This is a genomic window from Pantoea sp. BS_8 (assembly GCF_041954965.1).
GTDB lineage: Bacteria > Pseudomonadota > Gammaproteobacteria > Enterobacterales > Enterobacteriaceae > Pantoea > Pantoea stewartii.
On the sequence record NZ_JAVAXU010000011.1, the window covers coordinates 45,738 to 61,797 of the forward strand.

Annotated in this window: 14 protein-coding genes and 1 pseudogene; 7 read left to right on the plus strand and 8 right to left on the minus strand. The window is 58.6% G+C overall.

Annotated features, from left to right (window positions below; genetic code table 11):
- Positions 1 to 5 precede the first annotated feature (5 nt).
- On the plus strand, positions 6 to 2,453 hold the full coding sequence (locus RAC65_RS17820) for a fimbria/pilus outer membrane usher protein (protein WP_039342188.1): 2,448 nt from the start codon (positions 6 to 8) through the stop codon (positions 2,451 to 2,453).
- A complete protein-coding gene (locus RAC65_RS17825) occupies positions 2,450 to 3,424 on the plus strand; it encodes a spore coat U domain-containing protein (RefSeq protein ID WP_039342185.1) in 975 nt (324 codons plus the stop codon). Before RAC65_RS17820 ends, RAC65_RS17825 begins: the two co-directional genes overlap by 4 nt.
- On the opposite strand, the gene RAC65_RS17830 is transcribed toward RAC65_RS17825, so the two are convergent.
- Positions 3,421 to 4,743, minus strand: a complete 1,323-nt coding sequence (locus RAC65_RS17830) for an MFS transporter (RefSeq protein WP_006118162.1) — start codon at positions 4,741 to 4,743, stop codon at positions 3,421 to 3,423. The genes RAC65_RS17825 and RAC65_RS17830 overlap by 4 nt on opposite strands.
- A gap of 52 nt (positions 4,744 to 4,795) precedes the next feature.
- Here RAC65_RS17830 and RAC65_RS17835 point away from each other — a divergent pair, with 52 nt between their 5' ends.
- Entirely contained in the window at positions 4,796 to 4,930 is a 135-nt protein-coding gene (locus tag RAC65_RS17835) for a hypothetical protein (RefSeq protein WP_255421309.1), read from the plus strand.
- A 128-nt stretch (positions 4,931 to 5,058) separates the two neighbouring features.
- Here RAC65_RS17835 and exbD read toward each other — a convergent pair whose 3' ends face one another.
- Entirely contained in the window at positions 5,059 to 5,481 is a 423-nt protein-coding gene (gene exbD / locus RAC65_RS17840; RefSeq protein WP_006118163.1) for a TonB system transport protein ExbD, read from the minus strand.
- A gap of 5 nt (positions 5,482 to 5,486) precedes the next feature.
- On the minus strand, positions 5,487 to 6,212 hold the full coding sequence (gene exbB / locus RAC65_RS17845; RefSeq protein ID WP_193750319.1) for a tol-pal system-associated acyl-CoA thioesterase: 726 nt from the start codon (positions 6,210 to 6,212) through the stop codon (positions 5,487 to 5,489).
- Between the two features lie 695 nt (positions 6,213 to 6,907).
- On the opposite strand from exbB, the gene RAC65_RS17850 reads away from it, so the two are divergent.
- Positions 6,908 to 7,423 (plus strand): hypothetical protein, encoded by a 516-nt coding sequence (locus RAC65_RS17850; RefSeq protein WP_226375065.1) that lies wholly within the window; start codon positions 6,908 to 6,910, stop codon positions 7,421 to 7,423.
- Positions 7,424 to 7,438: 15 nt separating this feature from the next.
- On the opposite strand, the gene RAC65_RS17855 is transcribed toward RAC65_RS17850, so the two are convergent.
- A complete protein-coding gene (locus tag RAC65_RS17855) occupies positions 7,439 to 8,815 on the minus strand; it encodes an aromatic acid/H+ symport family MFS transporter (protein WP_162285897.1) in 1,377 nt (458 codons plus the stop codon).
- 279 nt (positions 8,816 to 9,094) lie between these two features.
- A complete protein-coding gene (locus RAC65_RS17860; RefSeq protein ID WP_162285896.1) occupies positions 9,095 to 10,987 on the minus strand; it encodes a bifunctional sugar phosphate isomerase/epimerase/4-hydroxyphenylpyruvate dioxygenase family protein in 1,893 nt (630 codons plus the stop codon).
- Between the two features lie 233 nt (positions 10,988 to 11,220).
- On the opposite strand from RAC65_RS17860, the gene pcaH reads away from it, so the two are divergent.
- The 3 genes from pcaH to RAC65_RS17875 are packed head-to-tail and all read left to right on the plus strand — an operon-like array spanning position 11,221 to position 13,571.
- Positions 11,221 to 11,961 carry a protocatechuate 3,4-dioxygenase subunit beta gene (gene pcaH / locus RAC65_RS17865; RefSeq protein WP_033739780.1) on the plus strand — a complete coding sequence of 247 codons (741 nt, stop codon included), beginning with the start codon at positions 11,221 to 11,223 and terminating at the stop codon, positions 11,959 to 11,961.
- A complete protein-coding gene (pcaG, locus tag RAC65_RS17870; RefSeq protein WP_033739781.1) occupies positions 11,958 to 12,578 on the plus strand; it encodes a protocatechuate 3,4-dioxygenase subunit alpha in 621 nt (206 codons plus the stop codon). The genes pcaH and pcaG overlap by 4 nt, the downstream gene beginning before the upstream one ends.
- 60 nt (positions 12,579 to 12,638) lie before the next feature.
- On the plus strand, positions 12,639 to 13,571 hold the full coding sequence (locus RAC65_RS17875; RefSeq protein ID WP_058708798.1) for a LysR substrate-binding domain-containing protein: 933 nt from the start codon (positions 12,639 to 12,641) through the stop codon (positions 13,569 to 13,571).
- Between the two features lie 9 nt (positions 13,572 to 13,580).
- Here the strand turns inward: RAC65_RS17875 and pcaC are convergent, their stop codons facing one another.
- From pcaC to RAC65_RS17890, 3 genes and pseudogenes are all read right to left on the minus strand, one after another.
- The gene (gene pcaC / locus RAC65_RS17880) at positions 13,581 to 13,967 is read right to left on the minus strand and encodes a 4-carboxymuconolactone decarboxylase (RefSeq protein ID WP_206536933.1); all 387 of its coding nucleotides are present in this window, start codon (positions 13,965 to 13,967) and stop codon (positions 13,581 to 13,583) included.
- Positions 13,968 to 14,723 (minus strand): annotated as a pseudogene (pcaD, locus tag RAC65_RS17885) (3-oxoadipate enol-lactonase); the annotation flags it as partial. It lies immediately after the preceding gene.
- Positions 14,720 to 16,060 (minus strand): 3-carboxy-cis,cis-muconate cycloisomerase, encoded by a 1,341-nt coding sequence (locus tag RAC65_RS17890; RefSeq protein WP_162285892.1) that lies wholly within the window; start codon positions 16,058 to 16,060, stop codon positions 14,720 to 14,722. The pseudogene pcaD and the gene RAC65_RS17890, both read right to left, overlap by 4 nt.

A 16,060-nucleotide genomic window follows, 5' to 3' on the forward strand; every position in this document is an offset into this window, starting at 1 on the left:
TCGCAATGAAGCCGTATTCCCCGCATCCCGTTGCGCTCGCCATTGCGAGTCTGTGTTGTCTGGTGCCCACGTTTGTGTGGGCAGAAACGTTTACGTCGCTTCCCCCGCCGCCGCCCGTTGACAACGGGGCCACGGGCCAGCGCTATATGCTGGAGTTGGTGGTGAATCAGCTGTCACGTGGCGATATTGTGCCCGTGGAGCAACAAAACGGCCACTTCCTGGTGCGGGCAGGCGACTTACAACGCGCGGGAATCCCGGCGGAGAAGATTCAGGGGCAACAGCAGGTCGATGTGAATCAGCTCGCCGGGGTCAACGTGGAGTACGACGATCGCCGTCAGCGCCTGTTGCTGACCGTGCCGCCCGGCTGGCTGCCTGAACAGACCATTGGTGAGGAAAGGAACGGGTCGCGCTTCCCCGGACGCGTGAGTACCGGGGCGCTGTTCAATTACGATCTCTATGCCACGCGCACCGATGTGGCAGGCACGCGTCTGGCCGCCTTTAATGAGCTGCGCGTGTTTGGTCCCGCCGGGCACTTCTCCAGCAATGGCGTTTTACAGCAGCAGCTGGAAGGACAGAATCGCTACCAGAATGACGGCTACATTCGCTACGACACCTGGTGGAGCAATGAAGATGAAAACGCCATACTGAGCTGGCGGGTGGGGGATCTGACTACCGATGCGCTGTCATGGAGCAGCAGCGTGCGGCTCGGCGGCATCCAGATTGCCCGCGACTTTAGCGTGCGGCCGGATCTGATCACCTATCCCTTGCCTGCCTTTTTTGGCCAGGCGGCGGTGCCGTCAACGGTGGATCTGTTTGTCAATGGCTACCGCTCTACTCAGGCGAATGTCCAGCCCGGCCCCTGGTCGCTCACTAACGTGCCTTTCGTTAACGGTGCCGGTGACGCCGTGATTACAACAACGGATGCGGTGGGTCGTCAGGTCGTCACGACGCTGCCGTTCTATGTGTCCAGTAACTTGCTCAAGCCAGGCCTGTCTGACTACGCCTTTTCAGCCGGTGCGCTTCGGCAAAATTACGGCATCAAAAACGCCGATTACGGTGCGGCCGCGATGAGCGGCTCGTGGCGCTATGGCCTGACAGACTGGCTCACACTGGAAACCCATGGTGAAGGGAGCCGCGATTTGGCCATGGGCGGCGCAGGTGCCCTGTTTAAAGTCGGCAGTTGGGGCGTGATCAACGGAGCCGCCGCACAGAGCCACCTGGACAGCGAGTCGGGCAATCAGTACAGCTGGGGTTATCAATACAACACCAGCCGTTTCAGCCTGGGCACTCAGCATACGGTGCGCAGCGCGGGCTTTGGCAACCTGGCGTTGGTGAGTAGCCAGAGCAACGCCCTCTATGCAGATAACCGCTACAGCCTGGCACGGCGCACGGCGCAGTACACCGCCAGCGTGTCGCTCAATCGCTATGGCAGTCTGGGCGCGGCCTGGATCGACATTGCCAGCGGCGATAACCAGCGTACCCGCCTGTGGAACCTCTCCTGGAGTAAAAATTTGTGGGGCAATGCCAGCCTGTATGTCTCCGCCAGCCGCGACAGAGAGCAGGGAGAATGGAGCGGCGCAGTCTCGCTGGTGATTCCGTTTGGTGAAAACAGTAATGCTTCCCTGAGCGTCGAACGCGATCAACAGGGTCAACAAAGCCAGCGGGCGTATTTATCCCGCGCCATGCCCAGCGATGGCGGATTCGCCTGGGATGCCTCCTGGGCGAACCAGGGCGGCAACAGTGGCGACTATCGCCAGGGCAGTCTGCGTTACCGCAATAACAAGATCGATACCTCTGCCGGCTTCTACGGCGATGACGACAACCTCACCCAGTGGGCCGATGTGTCCGGCTCGGTGGTGTTAATGGACAGCCAGGTGTTTGCCGCTAACACCATTAACGATGCGTTTGTGGTGGTGAAAACCCATTACCCTGACGTGAATGTGCGCTATGAAAATCAGTCGATGGGACGCACTGACCGCCAGGGCTATCTGCTGGTGCCGTCGATCAGCAGCTACTATCCCGCTAAATACGACATCGATACGCTCGATCTGCCCGCCGATATGACGGTGCCCAACGTCGAGCAGCGCTTTGCCGTTAAACGGCAAAGTGGGTTTTTGCTGAACTTCCCGGTCGAGCGGTTGCGCGCCGCCAGCGTGATACTGCATGACGGTCAGGATAAGCCGCTGCCCGTGTCCAGCCAGGTGATTCGGCCGGGACGGGCTACGGGCTATGTGGGTTGGGACGGTATTGTCTGGATGGAAGAACTGGGTGCCACCAATCCCATCCGCGTGATCGCCCCTGATGGTCGCGCCTGCGAAACGATCCTGACGTTGCCTGGCGGTCAGCCGCAGGCACTCAAAACGTATGGCCCGCTTACCTGCCCGTTGCCGCCGCTCCCCAGAGGCGCATCCGTGCCTAATCCCGATAACGCCACTGCCGGAATCACCCCATGAAAACGCTAATGTTGCTGCTTTGCCTGCTGCTGTTACCCTCGCTGAGTTATGCCGCCTGTGCCCTGCCCGCCTCCAGCGCCAGCTTTGGCAGTGTGACCACCTTTGTGGCTAACACCACGGTCAGTAGCACCTCGACCAATGCTGACGTCAACTGCGGGGCCGGCAGCGCGCTGTCGCTGCTGAGCAATAACCAGATCACCTTTCAGCTGACCAGCGCCAGCAACGCCAATGGGACGCGCGGCATCCTCAAACGGAGCGGCGATACCGGCAGCGACAACATTCCGGTGCGGTTATGTACCGACAGCGCCTGTGCCAGTGAGCTCACCATTGGCGGACCTGCGTTTGTCTACAACTCCGCCACCTTAATCAACCTGGCGGGATTGCTGGGTAGTCTCAACTTTGCCATTCCGGTCTATTTGCGCACCCTCACCGGGCAAACCGTGGCCGCCGGGACCTACACGGTGACGCTGAATATGACGGTCACCTACAACATCTGTACCAGCGTTTCGGCTGTTGGCCTGTGTCTCACACCGCAAACCGGCAGCGGCGTCATTCCCATTACTGTTACCGTGGTGCTCAGCAACGACTGTACCGCCATCACCGCGCCCAATATCAGCTTTGGCAGCGCACCGCTGGTCGCCAGTTTTGGCAGCGTGTCACAAACCATCAATGTCCTGTGCAGTAAAGGCAGCACCTATACAGTGGGGTTAAGCAACGGCAATAACGCGGTAAGCAGCGTACGTAATATGGCGAGTGGGACGAACCGACTGAGTTACGAGATTTATAAAGGAACGACCAGTAATCGCTGGGGACCGAGTGGCACGGAACGGGTAAGCAGCACGGCGGCGGATACCGTCAGTACCGATGGGCTGACGCGCAGCTACAACTACACTGCGCGTGTCCTCACCACCCAAAATACGCCGCCTGCAGGGAATTATACCGACAGCGTCGTGGTGGATATCGCGTTTTAGAGCGGCGCGCTGACGGGGGTTCCGCTATGGCGGGCGCGATACTGTTTCACCATGCGGCCAATCAGTAATGTCCCGATCAATCCACAAATGGCCGCAAAGGTCAGCCACGCGCCGGGCATCGCCTTATCGCCGCTGGCGTGGATCAGATAGCTGGAAACGGCGGGCGTGAAGCCACCGAACAGCGCCGTGGCCAGGCTGTAAGCCAGCGAGAAACCGGCGGCACGCACCTCGGCGGGCATAATTTCTGCCAGATAAACCACCATCGCGCCGTTGTAGCTGGCGTACAGGAAGGAGAGCCAGAGCTCCGCCGCCAGCAGGTGGCCGAAGCTCGGCGCGCCAACCATCCAGTGCAGCACGGGCCAGGCGGTGGCAATCATCAATACCGTAAACGTCAGCAGCAGCGGACGACGACCTACGCGGTCAGACAGCGCGCCCATCACCGGGAGCCAGAACAGGTTGGAAATCCCCACAAACAGCGTCACCATAAAGGCCTGTTTGTCACTCATCATTAATACGGTCTTGCCGAAGGTTGGGGTGAACGCGGTGATCATGTAAAACATCACCGTGGTAGTCACCACCATCAGCATACCGGCCAGCACCAGTGCCCAGTTACTGGCGACGGAACGCATAATGTCGGTCATTGATGGATGGTGTTTACGCTGACTAAAGGCTTCGGTCTCTTCCAGCATGCGACGAATATAGAACAGGAAAGGGACGATCAGGCAGCCCACGACAAACGGAATACGCCAGCCCCATTCGGTCACCTCATCATGTGAGAGCAGATGGTTCAGCCCCAGCCCCAGCAGAGCCGCGAAGATCACCGCGATTTGCTGGCTACCGGACTGCCAGCTGACAAAGAACCCTTTACGCCCTTTCGGTGCCACTTCGGCCAGATAAACCGAAACGCCGCCCAGTTCTACCCCGGCAGAAAAACCCTGCAATAAGCGACCAAGTAAAATGAGTATCGGTGCGGCAGCACCCAGGGTGGCATAACCCGGTACCAGTGCGATAGTCAGCGTGCCTAACGCCATCAGCCCAAGCGTTAACAGCAGTCCTTTACGACGGCCATGATGGTCAATGTACGCTCCCAGAATAATCGCCCCCAGAGGACGCATCAGAAAGCCGGCACCAAAGGTCATCAGTGTCAGCATTAATGAGGAGAAGGGATCGTCTCCGGGGAAAAAGGTTTTGGAAATGGCCGTGGCGTAGTAGCCAAACACCATAAAATCGTACATTTCAAGGAAGTTACCGCTGGTAACATTGAAAATGGTTCTGGCCGCACCTTTTGGCGGCTTTTGTAAAGTTTCACTTTGGCTCATAACTGCTTCCTTGGTTTTTTATCCCTTTTAGCCTGCCAGAGGTGAGATTAATGTGACCTCCATCACCATTGCACTTTACAAACTCTCTGGTTTAAGTAACAAGAAATTAACAGAAGGGTTACAGCAGCATAACTGCCTGCTCGGCGCAGGATTTGCCAGACAAGATGTGGCAAAAATTCAGGCATAAAAAAAGCGCGTCGGGCTGAACGCGCTGTATTACAAAACAAGGGATAAATGGATGAAGGAGAAACAGGCGAAACGCACTCAATGCAAGGCTGTGCAGGACGGGTTTAGCCTGCGCACATCAACGACGCGTTATTTTTTTACCGTTTCCATCCCCATCAGGCCGATCTTGAGATAACCCGCCGTGCGCAGTTCATCCATCACGCTCATCAGAGTTTCATAATCGACCGATTTGTCGGCCTGGAAGAAAATGGTGGTATCTTTGTTGCCTTGCGTCTGCTGCATCAACACGTTGATAAGCGCGTCCTTGTTCACCTGATCGTTACCTACGTAAAGCTGCTTATCGGCTTTAATCGAGAGATAGACCGGTTTTTCCGGACGCGGTTGCGGCGCACTGGTGGACGCGGGCAGATTCACACGCACATCCACCGTTGCCAGGGGCGCAGCCACCATAAAGATAATCAGCAGTACCAGCATCACGTCGATAAACGGCGTGACGTTGATTTCATGCATTTCACCATCGGTTTCTGAGCTGTCGTTAAATCGCATTGCCATAACGCTTACCCCAGACGCAGTTTTTGCGCGGCGGCAGGACGGCTGACCTCAGGCTGAGCCAGGTTTCCCAGGTCGATATCGCGGCTTTGCAGCAGCATGACCTGTGCGGCAACGTCGCCTAAGGAGGCTTTGTAATTAGCGATCATACGGGCAAACACGTTATAAATCACAACCGCCGGAATCGCCGCGACTAAACCAATGGCCGTCGCCAGCAGCGCTTCGGCGATACCCGGTGCCACGACCGCCAGGTTAGTCGTCTGGGTTTTGGCAATACCGATAAAGCTGTTCATGATGCCCCAGACGGTACCAAACAGGCCGACGAAGGGGGCCACCGAGCCAATCGTGGCCAGGAAGCCATTCCCGCGCCCCGCATGACGGCAGAATGCCGCAACCCGACGCTCAAGACGAAACGCAGTGCGTTCTTTAATGCCGCCGGTTTCTTCCACGCCTGCGGACAGTTCCAGCTCGTTTTGCGCATCATGTAACAGTACCGCGCTGTGGCTGGCCGCATGGAAGCTCTGGGAAGCGCGCGCGGCATCATTGAGACTGCGGGCTTCGCCTAATGCCAGCTGTTCACGCTTCAGGCGACGTCTGGCGGCGCTCAGCTCAGCGTACTTCCCGAAGAAAATGGCCCAGGTCACGACCGAGGCCAGTAACAGACCGATCATGACAACCTTCACCACAATATCGGCATGCTGATACATGCCCCACACGGAAAGGTCCGCTTGCATTAAATCACTGGCTACCACGCTGCTTCTCCAACTTCATATACAGGATGCGGAATAAGGGCAAATGATAGCAAAAATCAATCGAATTGATAGTGGTTCTCATTAGTATTTACAATCAAATAGCTGGACATCGCTGGAAGAAGGGATAACGCGTAGCCGTATCTGTTGCACCGTGTTGCCTGTATCCGGACAGTATGCAACGCAGCGATGAGGGCGGTCAGAAACTGCCTGGTCGATGGCTGATGCGCATGGAGAGTGAGTTGATCCGCAGCCCGCCCTGCTGAGCACGCTAACCGCAGACGCAGGGAAAGTGTTTTGTGGCGTTTAATAAGCCATCGGGCGTCATAATGGCGCGAGAAAAATAATTTTATCCGGTCCAGCATCAATCTGAATTTTCATTGTCAGATAAGCCAGCACGTAAAACATTGAGGCCGCCAGTCAGGGTTTGCCTGTTGTAAGTGGCCGTTGCGCAAACATAATGAAAACAGCCGATGAGTAACCTCTTTATCGCCAGCCTGATGACGTTTTTTCGTCGAATAAAGCAGCAGGGCCGCTGTGCTTCACATAACAGGATCGCTGCCTGCAATCGCCACGCTGATCGGCAATCCGTCCGGGCCCATCCGGAAGATGCGTCACTGAGTGCCGGCGCGCGCCGGTCCTCTTTGGTATCTGTACCAGGCGCTGAGGACTCGCCACAAATGCCGGGACGCCCAGCCTCTCTCTGGCTGTCGCGCGTCTTCCTGCTTATCTCACTGCTGTTGCCGGGTTCGGGCATGGTTTCACCCTGTTCAGGGGCGTGCTATGCCGCGACGAACACCTTGATTACGTTACACTTCTTCAGGCGCTGCTATGAATCGGGCAAGCCCTCATCCGGTATGGTGAAGTGTTTCAGTCGTCAGCTCCGCACGGTCGCGCTCATTCGCTTTATTCATGCTTCACGCAATGCGGCACCGCCGGGCAAACTGAAGCGTTTTCACTATGCGCATCACGCCGGTAAAAAGTCCGTCCGGCCGCCATTCCGTGCAGACAGCGGGGAAGCGCCAACACCGGTAAGTACGTCAACCTCCCCCCTGTTCCAGCCTGATACCTTACTGCGTCAGCGCCCTGCGCAACCGCTGCCGCCCTGCCTGAGTCAGGCAGACAACGCGGCACAGCAAAATCTGTTTGTGCCGCAACGGGACATGGACGCGGGCTTACTGCCCTGTCTGCATTGACCGCGGCTGGGCAGGTTAATGGATATCCCCCGGGCTGACGCCCCAGCGGGAGACGGTGCCGCTGTCCGCGCGCTGACGCTGCTGATAGCGTCCTTTCGCCGCAATCATTGCCACCGTCAGCAAGGCCGGAATCGCTAATACCGCAAAAATCGTGGTAACGCCCCATCCCAGCGCCAGCATTTCCGCGCCCGCCAGTGCACTCAGGATTGCGCCAACGCGCCCGACGCCGTGCATCCAGCTGGAACCGGTTGCCCGCGCCTCGGTGGGATAAAAGCTGGCCGACAGGGCATTCATTCCGGTGTTCGCGCCACCAATGCAAAAGCCTATCATCAGTGCGCAGCCGCCAAGCAACACCGGATGCGTCATCGACAGCCCCATACAAACAGTAAACAGTCCACCCGCGCCGTAAATCAGCGACAAGGCACGATGCGATTCAATACGATCCATCAGCCAGCCGGAAAACAGAGAACCGCAGGTGCCGCCAGCCTGGAACAGGGCCGTAATAACCGCCGCCTGAACCACGCTAAAGCCGTTGTCTTTAATCAGCATCGGCAGCCAGCTGCCCAGGGTGTAAAACAGAAACAGTGCGGTGAAATAGGCGCCCCACAGCATCAGGCTGCCGAAGCGGTAGGTGTCATTGAGGACGACTTTCACAGGTTGCGCGTGAGCCCGACTGACCGGGGGCAACGCCACCGTACACTGTTGCAGATCCAGATCCGGGGCCAGTTTCGCCAGGATACGGTGAATTTTTTGGCTGGCCGCGCGCCTGACCACCAGAAAGCAGACCGACTCCGGCAGCGCCCACAGCAGTAACGGCACAAACAGGATCGGCAGGATGCCGCCCAGCAACAGCACAGCATGCCAGCCAAAGTGCGGCATCAGCCAGGAGGCGGCGAAACCGCCCAGTGCCGCGCCAAAAGTAAAGCCACAAAAAACGACGGTGATAAGAAAGGCGCGCCGTCTGGCCGGGGCAAACTCCGCCACCAGCGTCCCCACATTCGGCATCGCCGCGCCTAAACCCAGGCCGGTGAGAAAGCGAAACAGAACCATCTGTTCCATATTTTGCGAGAAGGCGGTGATCAGCGTCCACGCGCCAAAAAAGAACACGCTGTTAATGATGACCACTTTTCGGCCCAGCTTATCGGACAGCGGACCCGAGAGCATCGCCCCCAGCGCCAGTCCCACCAGCGCCGCGCTGATAATCAGCCCCAGTTCGCGATTCGTGATCCCCCAGTCTGCTTTTAATTCAGGGGCAATAAACCCCATGATGGCGATATCGAACCCATCAAGCGCGATGATGCAGAAGCCGAACAGCACCACCATCTTTTGCCACATCCCCAGCGGGCGGCTGTCGATTAACGCCCGAACATCAATTGCTTTGCTTTCCGCCACGGTGACTCTCCGGTGAAATAAGTAATGTGCAGTTACTATATGCAGGCGCTGCAGGGCAAGAAATGGCGATAATCGAAATTTTGTGCGTTTATCGCGCAACCTGCGCCAGTGCAGGCAGCTGAAATGCGTTAATGGCTTGTTAAAAATAAGGAATTTTCTGGAAAGTCTGTCTGGACTGTCCGGTGAGGATTGTGAGCGTGATCGGCGTGATGCCAGGAAGGGGAAAGAGAGAAAACGCGGGATTGGGGTAACGGGGCCAGTCAGCCTGGCCCCTGTGAATTACCGCATGGCGGTCAGCCGTACCGGCGCGTTTGCCGCACCGAAGCCGTGATAGCGACGCCGCCGCTCCAGTAGTTCAAAGAAAAAGCGCCCTTTTTCATAGGGTTCCGTATAGACGTGAAGCAGCTCTCCGCCCTGTTCATCGCGATCATACATCACGTCAAAGCGCTGTAACTGCGCCAGAAAATCCGGGTCGAGGTCAAAGCGCGCCAGCAGATCCTGATAATAGTTAGCGGGGATGCGCAAGGTTTTCAGGCCGCGTTCGCGGGCGGCTTTTACTGCGCTAAACAAATCGTCGCAACCAAACGCCACGTGCTGTAATCCCGCCCCCTGGTAGGTCGTCAACGCACGGGCGATCTGCGTTTCCCGGCTGACCGACATATTCAACGGCAGACGGATAGCATCATTCGGGCTGCGTAAAACGCGGCTGCGCACCAGCCCAAGCGGATCAGGCAGTTCCCATTCGGTATCCTGAACAAAGCCCGGTACGCTGCGCAGGAACATAATCCAGTTGTCGCGCGTTTCATCCGGCAACGCGATCGCCAGATGATCCAGGGTCTGCATCGCAGGCTGAGGCGCGCTGCGATGCGTTAAATTGAAATCACTGTGGTAACCGTCCTGACCGGCGGGCTCGTCTTCCACCAGATAAATCAGGCTGCCATCCGGCGCGCATAAAGCCGGTATCTGACGTTCATTCGGGCCGGTTTCGCCCTGCCAGATAGCGTAGCCATAATCCTGCGCCCGTTGAATCAGGTTCTCCACGCCGCGTACGCGCCAGGCCACTGCACAGAGGGAAATACCATGCTGATGGTAGTAACCGCTGGCCTGGCTGTCGGGCTGCGCATTCAGAATGACGTTGACCTTGCCGTTGCGATAAAGCGAAACCTGTTTCGAACGGTGCTCGCCCGCGTGCACCAGGCCAAGCTGCGTGAGCCACTGCCCTAACGCCAGCGCATCGTTATGGCTGACGGCAAATTCAATAAACTCCAGTGCCAGCAGCGGCGGCTGAGGCGCTGAGTGAAATAATTCTTCTCCCGCCAGTGAAGCCAGCGCGCTGGGCAGCAGCGGTTGTCTGACCAGCCAGTCGCGGGTTTGCTCCTCCAGCCACAACAGCGATCGGTAGCCGTCCTGCGCCGTCGGCACTACCGGTGAAGCGCGGAATCCGTCGTTAAAAATCTCCAGCGACCAGGCATCGCGATAGCCATGTGCTGACAGCTGCGTCATAAACTGCGTCAGATTCAGTTCCCCCTGGCCGGGGAAGCAGCGGAAGTGACGGCTCCAGGAAAGCACGTCCATTTTCAGCAGCGGCGCATCTGCCAGTTGCACGAACACTATTTTTTCGGGCGGCACGATGTCCAGGCCGTCAAGGCTGTCGCCGCGAGACAAAATATGAAAACTGTCGAGCACAATGCCAAAGGAGGGATGGTCCACCGCTTCCACGCGGGCCCAGGCATCACGCCACAGGCTGACATGTCGGCCCCAGGCCAGCGCCTCATAACCGAGGGTAATACCGTACTGCGCGGCCAGCTCCGCCAGCGCACGCAGATCGCTGACCTGGGTGTTGAAATCATCGCTGCAGTCGGGTGACACATTACTGCATACCAGCATCCGCTGGCAGCCCAGTTGCGTCATCACCTCAAACTTGCGCGCCGCACGGGCCAGATTTTGTGCCAGCCTGTCACGTGGGCCGCCTTCGAAGTCACGGAAGGGCTGGAACAGCAAAATTTCCAGCCCCAGCTCTTCGCACAGCTGGCGAATCTCCACGGGTGAGCCGGGATAATAGACTAAATCGTTATCGAAAATTTCGACACCATCAAAGCCGGCGGCCGCGATTGCGCGCAGCTTTTCCGGCAGCGTGCCCGATACCGAGACCGTTGCGACAGAACGTTTCATTATTGCCTCCTGATAAACGGTCACAGGGTGACCTTAAAGCAGCCAGTCAGCAGCGAGGCGTTCTGCTAACGGAGATTGGCAATTGTTATGAACCAGATGGAACATTTCGTCAATGTGACAGGTCATGATTTTTGGTTATGAGCACAGCTACGTTTTTTCACTTTTCTTTTACAAGTTACGCTTCCTACACTCGTTCCTCTGTACGCGAAAAACAAAACAATAAGGATGCCTGGATGAAAAATGACTGGCCCGCCCGTGAACTGGTACACCGTGATTACCGCCATCACCCGCCGGCGCTTGCGCCGTTGTACAAAACCAGCATACTGCGCTCGCCGCGCAATGCACTGATTTCGCTGCAAAATTCCTTATCGGAAATCACCGCACCGGTGTTCACTCGTCAGGAGCTGGGCCCCCGGGACAGCGATCTGATTCTTAATTATGCGAAGGACGGCCTGCCGATTGGCGAGCGCATCATTGTGCATGGCTACGTGCGCGATGCGTTTGGTCAGCCGGTGCGGAATGCCCTGGTTGAGGTATGGCAGGCCAATGCTGGCGGTCGCTATCGTCATAAAAAAGATCAGTATCTGGCCCCCATCGATCCGAATTTTGGCGGCTGTGGTCGCATGCTGACCGACGACAATGGCTACTACTGCTTTCGGACCATTAAGCCCGGCCCCTATCCCTGGCGTAACCAGGTCAGCGACTGGCGTCCAGCCCATATTCATTTTTCCCTTTCTGGCGAAGCCTTTGCTCAGCGCTTGATTACGCAGATGTATTTTGAGGGCGATCCGCTGGTAGGACGCTGTCCTATCCTGCAGTCGGTAGGCAGCGAAGAAGCCGTCCGCACCCTGATTGCAGAGCTGGATACGCATTCGGCGATTCCCCTGGACTGTCTGGCCTATCGCTTTGATCTGGTATTGCGGGGTCACCGCGCAACCTGGTTCGAAAACCGCACTCAGGGAGCCGCATCATGAAAAACTATCTGCCTGAAACGGCCTCACAAACTGCCGGCCCTTACGTGCACATTGGCCTGGCACCGCATGCCGCGGGCTTTGATATCTTTGAACATAATTTCAGCGAGGTGCTCACGCAGCCGGAAACGCGCGGTGAGCGCATTACCGTTGAAGGCTGTGTTTACGATGGTTCTGGCACGCCGGTGCGCGATGTGCTGATTGAAGTGTGGCAGGCCAATGCCGCCGGGCGCTACCAGCATCCCGCTGACCAGCAGCACGACAAGCCGCTGGATCCGGCGTTTCGCGGCTGGGGGCGCACCTGCTCCGATTTTGACAGCGGCATCTGGCGTTTTGAAACCATCAAGCCCGGCAGCGTGACCGGCCGCGACGGACGTCCCATGGCGCCTCACCTCAACTTATGGATTGTGGCACGAGGTATCAATATCGGCCTGAACACCCGCCTCTATTTTGCCGATGAACAGGCGGCAAATGCCCGGGATCCGGTGCTGAATCTGATTGAGTGGGAGAAGCGGCGCAACACCCTGCTGGCACACCGTGAACAACGCGGCAGCGAAACGGTTTACCGTTTCGATATCGTTCTGCAGGGCGAAAACGAAACCGTATTTTTTGATGTCTGACGCTTAACAAAGTCGCTACATTGTCCTTGCCGCTGCGGCGGCAAATTCTTACCATGAGCCATGGATAGTGTTTCCCGGTTCAGTCAGCGCGTGCGCGTGCGTCATCTTCACGCTTTTGTTGCCACCGCGCAGCAAGGGACGCTGGGCCGTGCCGCCCGCCAACTGGGTATTACTCAGCCCGCCTTATCGAAAACCCTCAGCGAACTGGAATACCTGACCGGTGAACAACTGCTGGTGCGCAGCCGCCAGGGAACAGCGCTGACCGCCAGCGGGACGCGCTTTCTGCATGACGCCATTCGCATCCTGGATGCACTTACGCTGGTCGATCAGGTCATGCGTCCGGACAGCGCGCCACATCTCGCGCCTCTGCATATCGGTGCCTTGCCGACCGCCATCGGCAGCGTGGTTGCGCCGGTGCTGGCCAGCCTGCAGCAGCACTATCCGGGCTGGCGTATACAGGTCACTACGCTTTCGAACGACGCGCTGCTGATGGCGATAAAGTCGGGGCAAATGACGCTGGGAATCGGACGGATGGCGGAACCGGTTCTGATGGACGGTCTGAACTTTGAACTGTTGTATCTGGAAACACTGCGCCTGGTCGTGGCCCCGCACCATCCCTTGCTGCATGCGGGCGTGACCCTGGCAGAAGCGCTCAGTTGGCCGTTGATCCTTTCGCCACGCGGTACCGTACCGCGTCAGAATGCGGAATCGCTGATGACCAGCCATGGGCTGACCCTGCCTGAAGGCGCGGTAGAAACCCTGTCAACGACGCTGGCGCGGCGGCTGACGCAAAACCACGGTTACGTCTGGCTGGTGCCTTACGGCGCGGTGCGCGACGACTTAACGAGTAATCAGCTTCGGGCTCTGCCGCTGCCGAACCAGGGCATGGCCGAAGCGGTGGGCATCCTGACCCGTCAGCAGCATACACCGCCCCCTGAACAACAACATCTGGTGGCGGCATTGCGTCAGCGGGTGCTGGATGTCCCGGTCTGACGCCGCGATTTAACGGGCACTATCCCGCTCGTCGAAAATGCTTTGTGCCAGGTGGAACGCCGCGTTCGCCGCAGGCAGGCCACAATACAGCGCGGCATGCATCAGTACCTCTTTGATCTCATCCCGACTGACCCCGTTGTTGAATGCGGCCCGCAGATGCATTTTCAGTTCGGCTTCACGGTTAAGCGCAATCAGCATACCGATGGTGATCAGGCTGCGCGTGTGGCGCGACAATCCGGGCCGGGTCCAGATCTCTCCCCAGGCGTAACGACTGATGAAGTGTTGAAATTCGTCGTTCAGAGGGGACAGATTCTCCAAAGTGCGGTCCACATGCGCGTCACCGAGTACCGCGCGGCGCACCGTCATTCCCTGCTGATAACGCTGCTGCTGCGTCAGTTGCGCGTCAATAAACGGCTGCAGGGCACGATTAAACGCCAGCCACACCTCCACACTGGAGAGATGCGACGCAGGCAACACCACCAGCTGCGCGCCGTGGATGTGCGCCACCATGGCTTCTGCGTCGGCCACCGTCGTCACGGCATCGTCCCGCCCCGCAATGACCAGCACAGGAAGATGAATGGCCGCCAGTTCGTGACGTAAATCTGCGGCAGCCAGCGCATCGCAGCAGTCCGCATAACTTTCTGCATCACAGGCACGCAGTTGCGTGAGCAACGCCTGCACGGTGGCGGGGGCCCGTTCGCAGAACGCCGGCGTAAACCAGCGTGCGGCGGCCCCGTCAGCAATCGCCGCCATACCGTACTGACGCACCTGCGCTGCGCGCTGCTGCCAGGCCGCAGACTCACCGATCTTCGCGGCGCTGTTGGCGACCGTGAGCGTGATCAGGCGATGAGGATGGAAACGGGCCAGCCAGAGTCCGGTCAGCCCGCCCATCGAAATGCCGCAAAAATGCACCCTGTCGATAGCCAGCTTATCCAGCAGCGACAGCACCGCCCTCCCCAGCTGTTCCAGCGAACGGGTTTGTCCGTTCGGTGCCGAGGCACCGTGCCCCGGGACATCGTAACGCAGAATGCGATAATGACCGATCAGCGCATCGCGCTGGGGCTGCCACATGTCTGCCGCCGTTCCTAAGGAGTTGCTGAATAACACCACCGGAGCATCGTCTGGCCCCTCAAGGATGTAATGAAGTGTCATGATTCCCTCGCCGCCGCTAAAACCTGTTGAATAAAGCGCGCCGCACTGCCCGTGGCATTGGCCGGGTCGAGCAGCGCCTCCAGCGTTGAATGACTCAGGCGCGTTCTGACCGTTTCATCCGCGCTCAGTACGGACAACAAACTCTGCTGTGTGTCCAGCGCCCGGCGGCAGCACTGCTCAATATGATGGTGCGCCTGCTGGCGTCCCATCTCGTTCGCCAGCGCCAGCGTGACCGCTTCCGCCATAATTAATCCCTGCGTCAGGCCAAGGTTACGTTGCATGGCATCTTCATGCACCTCCAGCCCGTCGATCAGTTCCGTGCTGTGGGCCAGCGCCGCGCCGCTCAGTACGATCAGCTGCGGCAGGCTCTGCCACTCGGCCTGCCAGCCACCCAGCGCACGCTCGTGTTCCTGCACCATCCCGGCATACAGACCGGACATCAGCGCCGGTACCCGATTGGCCGCGCTGAGAATGGCGGCGCACAGTACCGGATTACGTTTATGCGGCATGGTTGAGGAGCCGCCGCGCCCTGCCGCCTGAGGTTCGCTGATCTCCCCTACCTCGCTCTGCATCAGCAGCGACATATCCCGCGCCAGCTTGCCCAGCGTCCCGGTCAGGCCGGCATACCAGCCTGCCAGCTCGGTAAGCCTGTCGCGCTGCGCATGCCAGGGCGTGGCGCTACGCGGCAAATTCAGCGCCTCGGACAGTGCCTGCTCGACCTGCTCGCCTTTATCGCCCAGCGAGGCCAGCGTGCCTGCCGCCCCGCCAAACTGCAGCGCCAGTACCCGCGGCTGCATCGCCCTGAGGCGTTGTCGATCGCGTACCAGGGCGTCCAGCGTGCCTGCCAGCTTCAGCCCAAGGGTAACGGGCAAGGCATGTTGCAACCACGTGCGTCCGACCATCAGCGTTTTGCTGTGCCGTTCGCACTGCGCGCTCAGCACGGCAATCAGCCGATCCAGCAGCGTAGCCGTACCGCTGAGCGCCGCGCGCAGTTGCAGCATCAGTCCGCTGTCGATTGCGTCCTGGCTGGTTGCGCCCCAGTGGACATAGCGCGCCGCCTCGGGCGATCGGGCAGCCACCAAAGCGGTCAATTGTTTGACGAGGGGAATCGCCAGGTTGCCGGCCAGCCCTGCGGCCTGGGTCAGCGCAGCGGCATCGATCGCGTCGGCACGGCAGCAGTCCTGAATGATCTGCGCAGATTCGCGGTCCATCAGCCCCGCACTGGCAAGCGCCTGTGCCAGGCCAGCTTCAAAATCCAGCATCCCCTGCAGCAGCGCCGTATCGCTGAAGCCCTCACTGAGAGGAGAAGCCATAAACATGGCGCGGTAAAGAGACAT

Bases quoted from the DNA above. Each gene is read 5' to 3' on its own strand.
- RAC65_RS17820 (WP_039342188.1), top strand. From the start codon at position 6: ATGAAGCCGTATTCCCCGCATCCCGTTGCGCTCGCCATTGCGAGTCTG.
- RAC65_RS17825 (WP_039342185.1), top strand. From the start codon at position 2,450: ATGAAAACGCTAATGTTGCTGCTTTGCCTGCTGCTGTTACCCTCGCTG.
- RAC65_RS17830 (WP_006118162.1), bottom strand. From the start codon at position 4,743: ATGAGCCAAAGTGAAACTTTACAAAAGCCGCCAAAAGGTGCGGCCAGA.
- exbD (WP_006118163.1), bottom strand. From the start codon at position 5,481: ATGGCAATGCGATTTAACGACAGCTCAGAAACCGATGGTGAAATGCAT.
- exbB (WP_193750319.1), bottom strand. From the start codon at position 6,212: ATGCAAGCGGACCTTTCCGTGTGGGGCATGTATCAGCATGCCGATATT.
- RAC65_RS17850 (WP_226375065.1), top strand. From the start codon at position 6,908: ATGCCGGGACGCCCAGCCTCTCTCTGGCTGTCGCGCGTCTTCCTGCTT.
- RAC65_RS17860 (WP_162285896.1), bottom strand. From the start codon at position 10,987: ATGAAACGTTCTGTCGCAACGGTCTCGGTATCGGGCACGCTGCCGGAA.
- pcaH (WP_033739780.1), top strand. From the start codon at position 11,221: ATGAAAAATGACTGGCCCGCCCGTGAACTGGTACACCGTGATTACCGC.
- pcaG (WP_033739781.1), top strand. From the start codon at position 11,958: ATGAAAAACTATCTGCCTGAAACGGCCTCACAAACTGCCGGCCCTTAC.
- RAC65_RS17875 (WP_058708798.1), top strand. From the start codon at position 12,639: ATGGATAGTGTTTCCCGGTTCAGTCAGCGCGTGCGCGTGCGTCATCTT.
- RAC65_RS17890 (WP_162285892.1), bottom strand. From the start codon at position 16,060: ATGTCTCTTTACCGCGCCATGTTTATGGCTTCTCCTCTCAGTGAGGGC.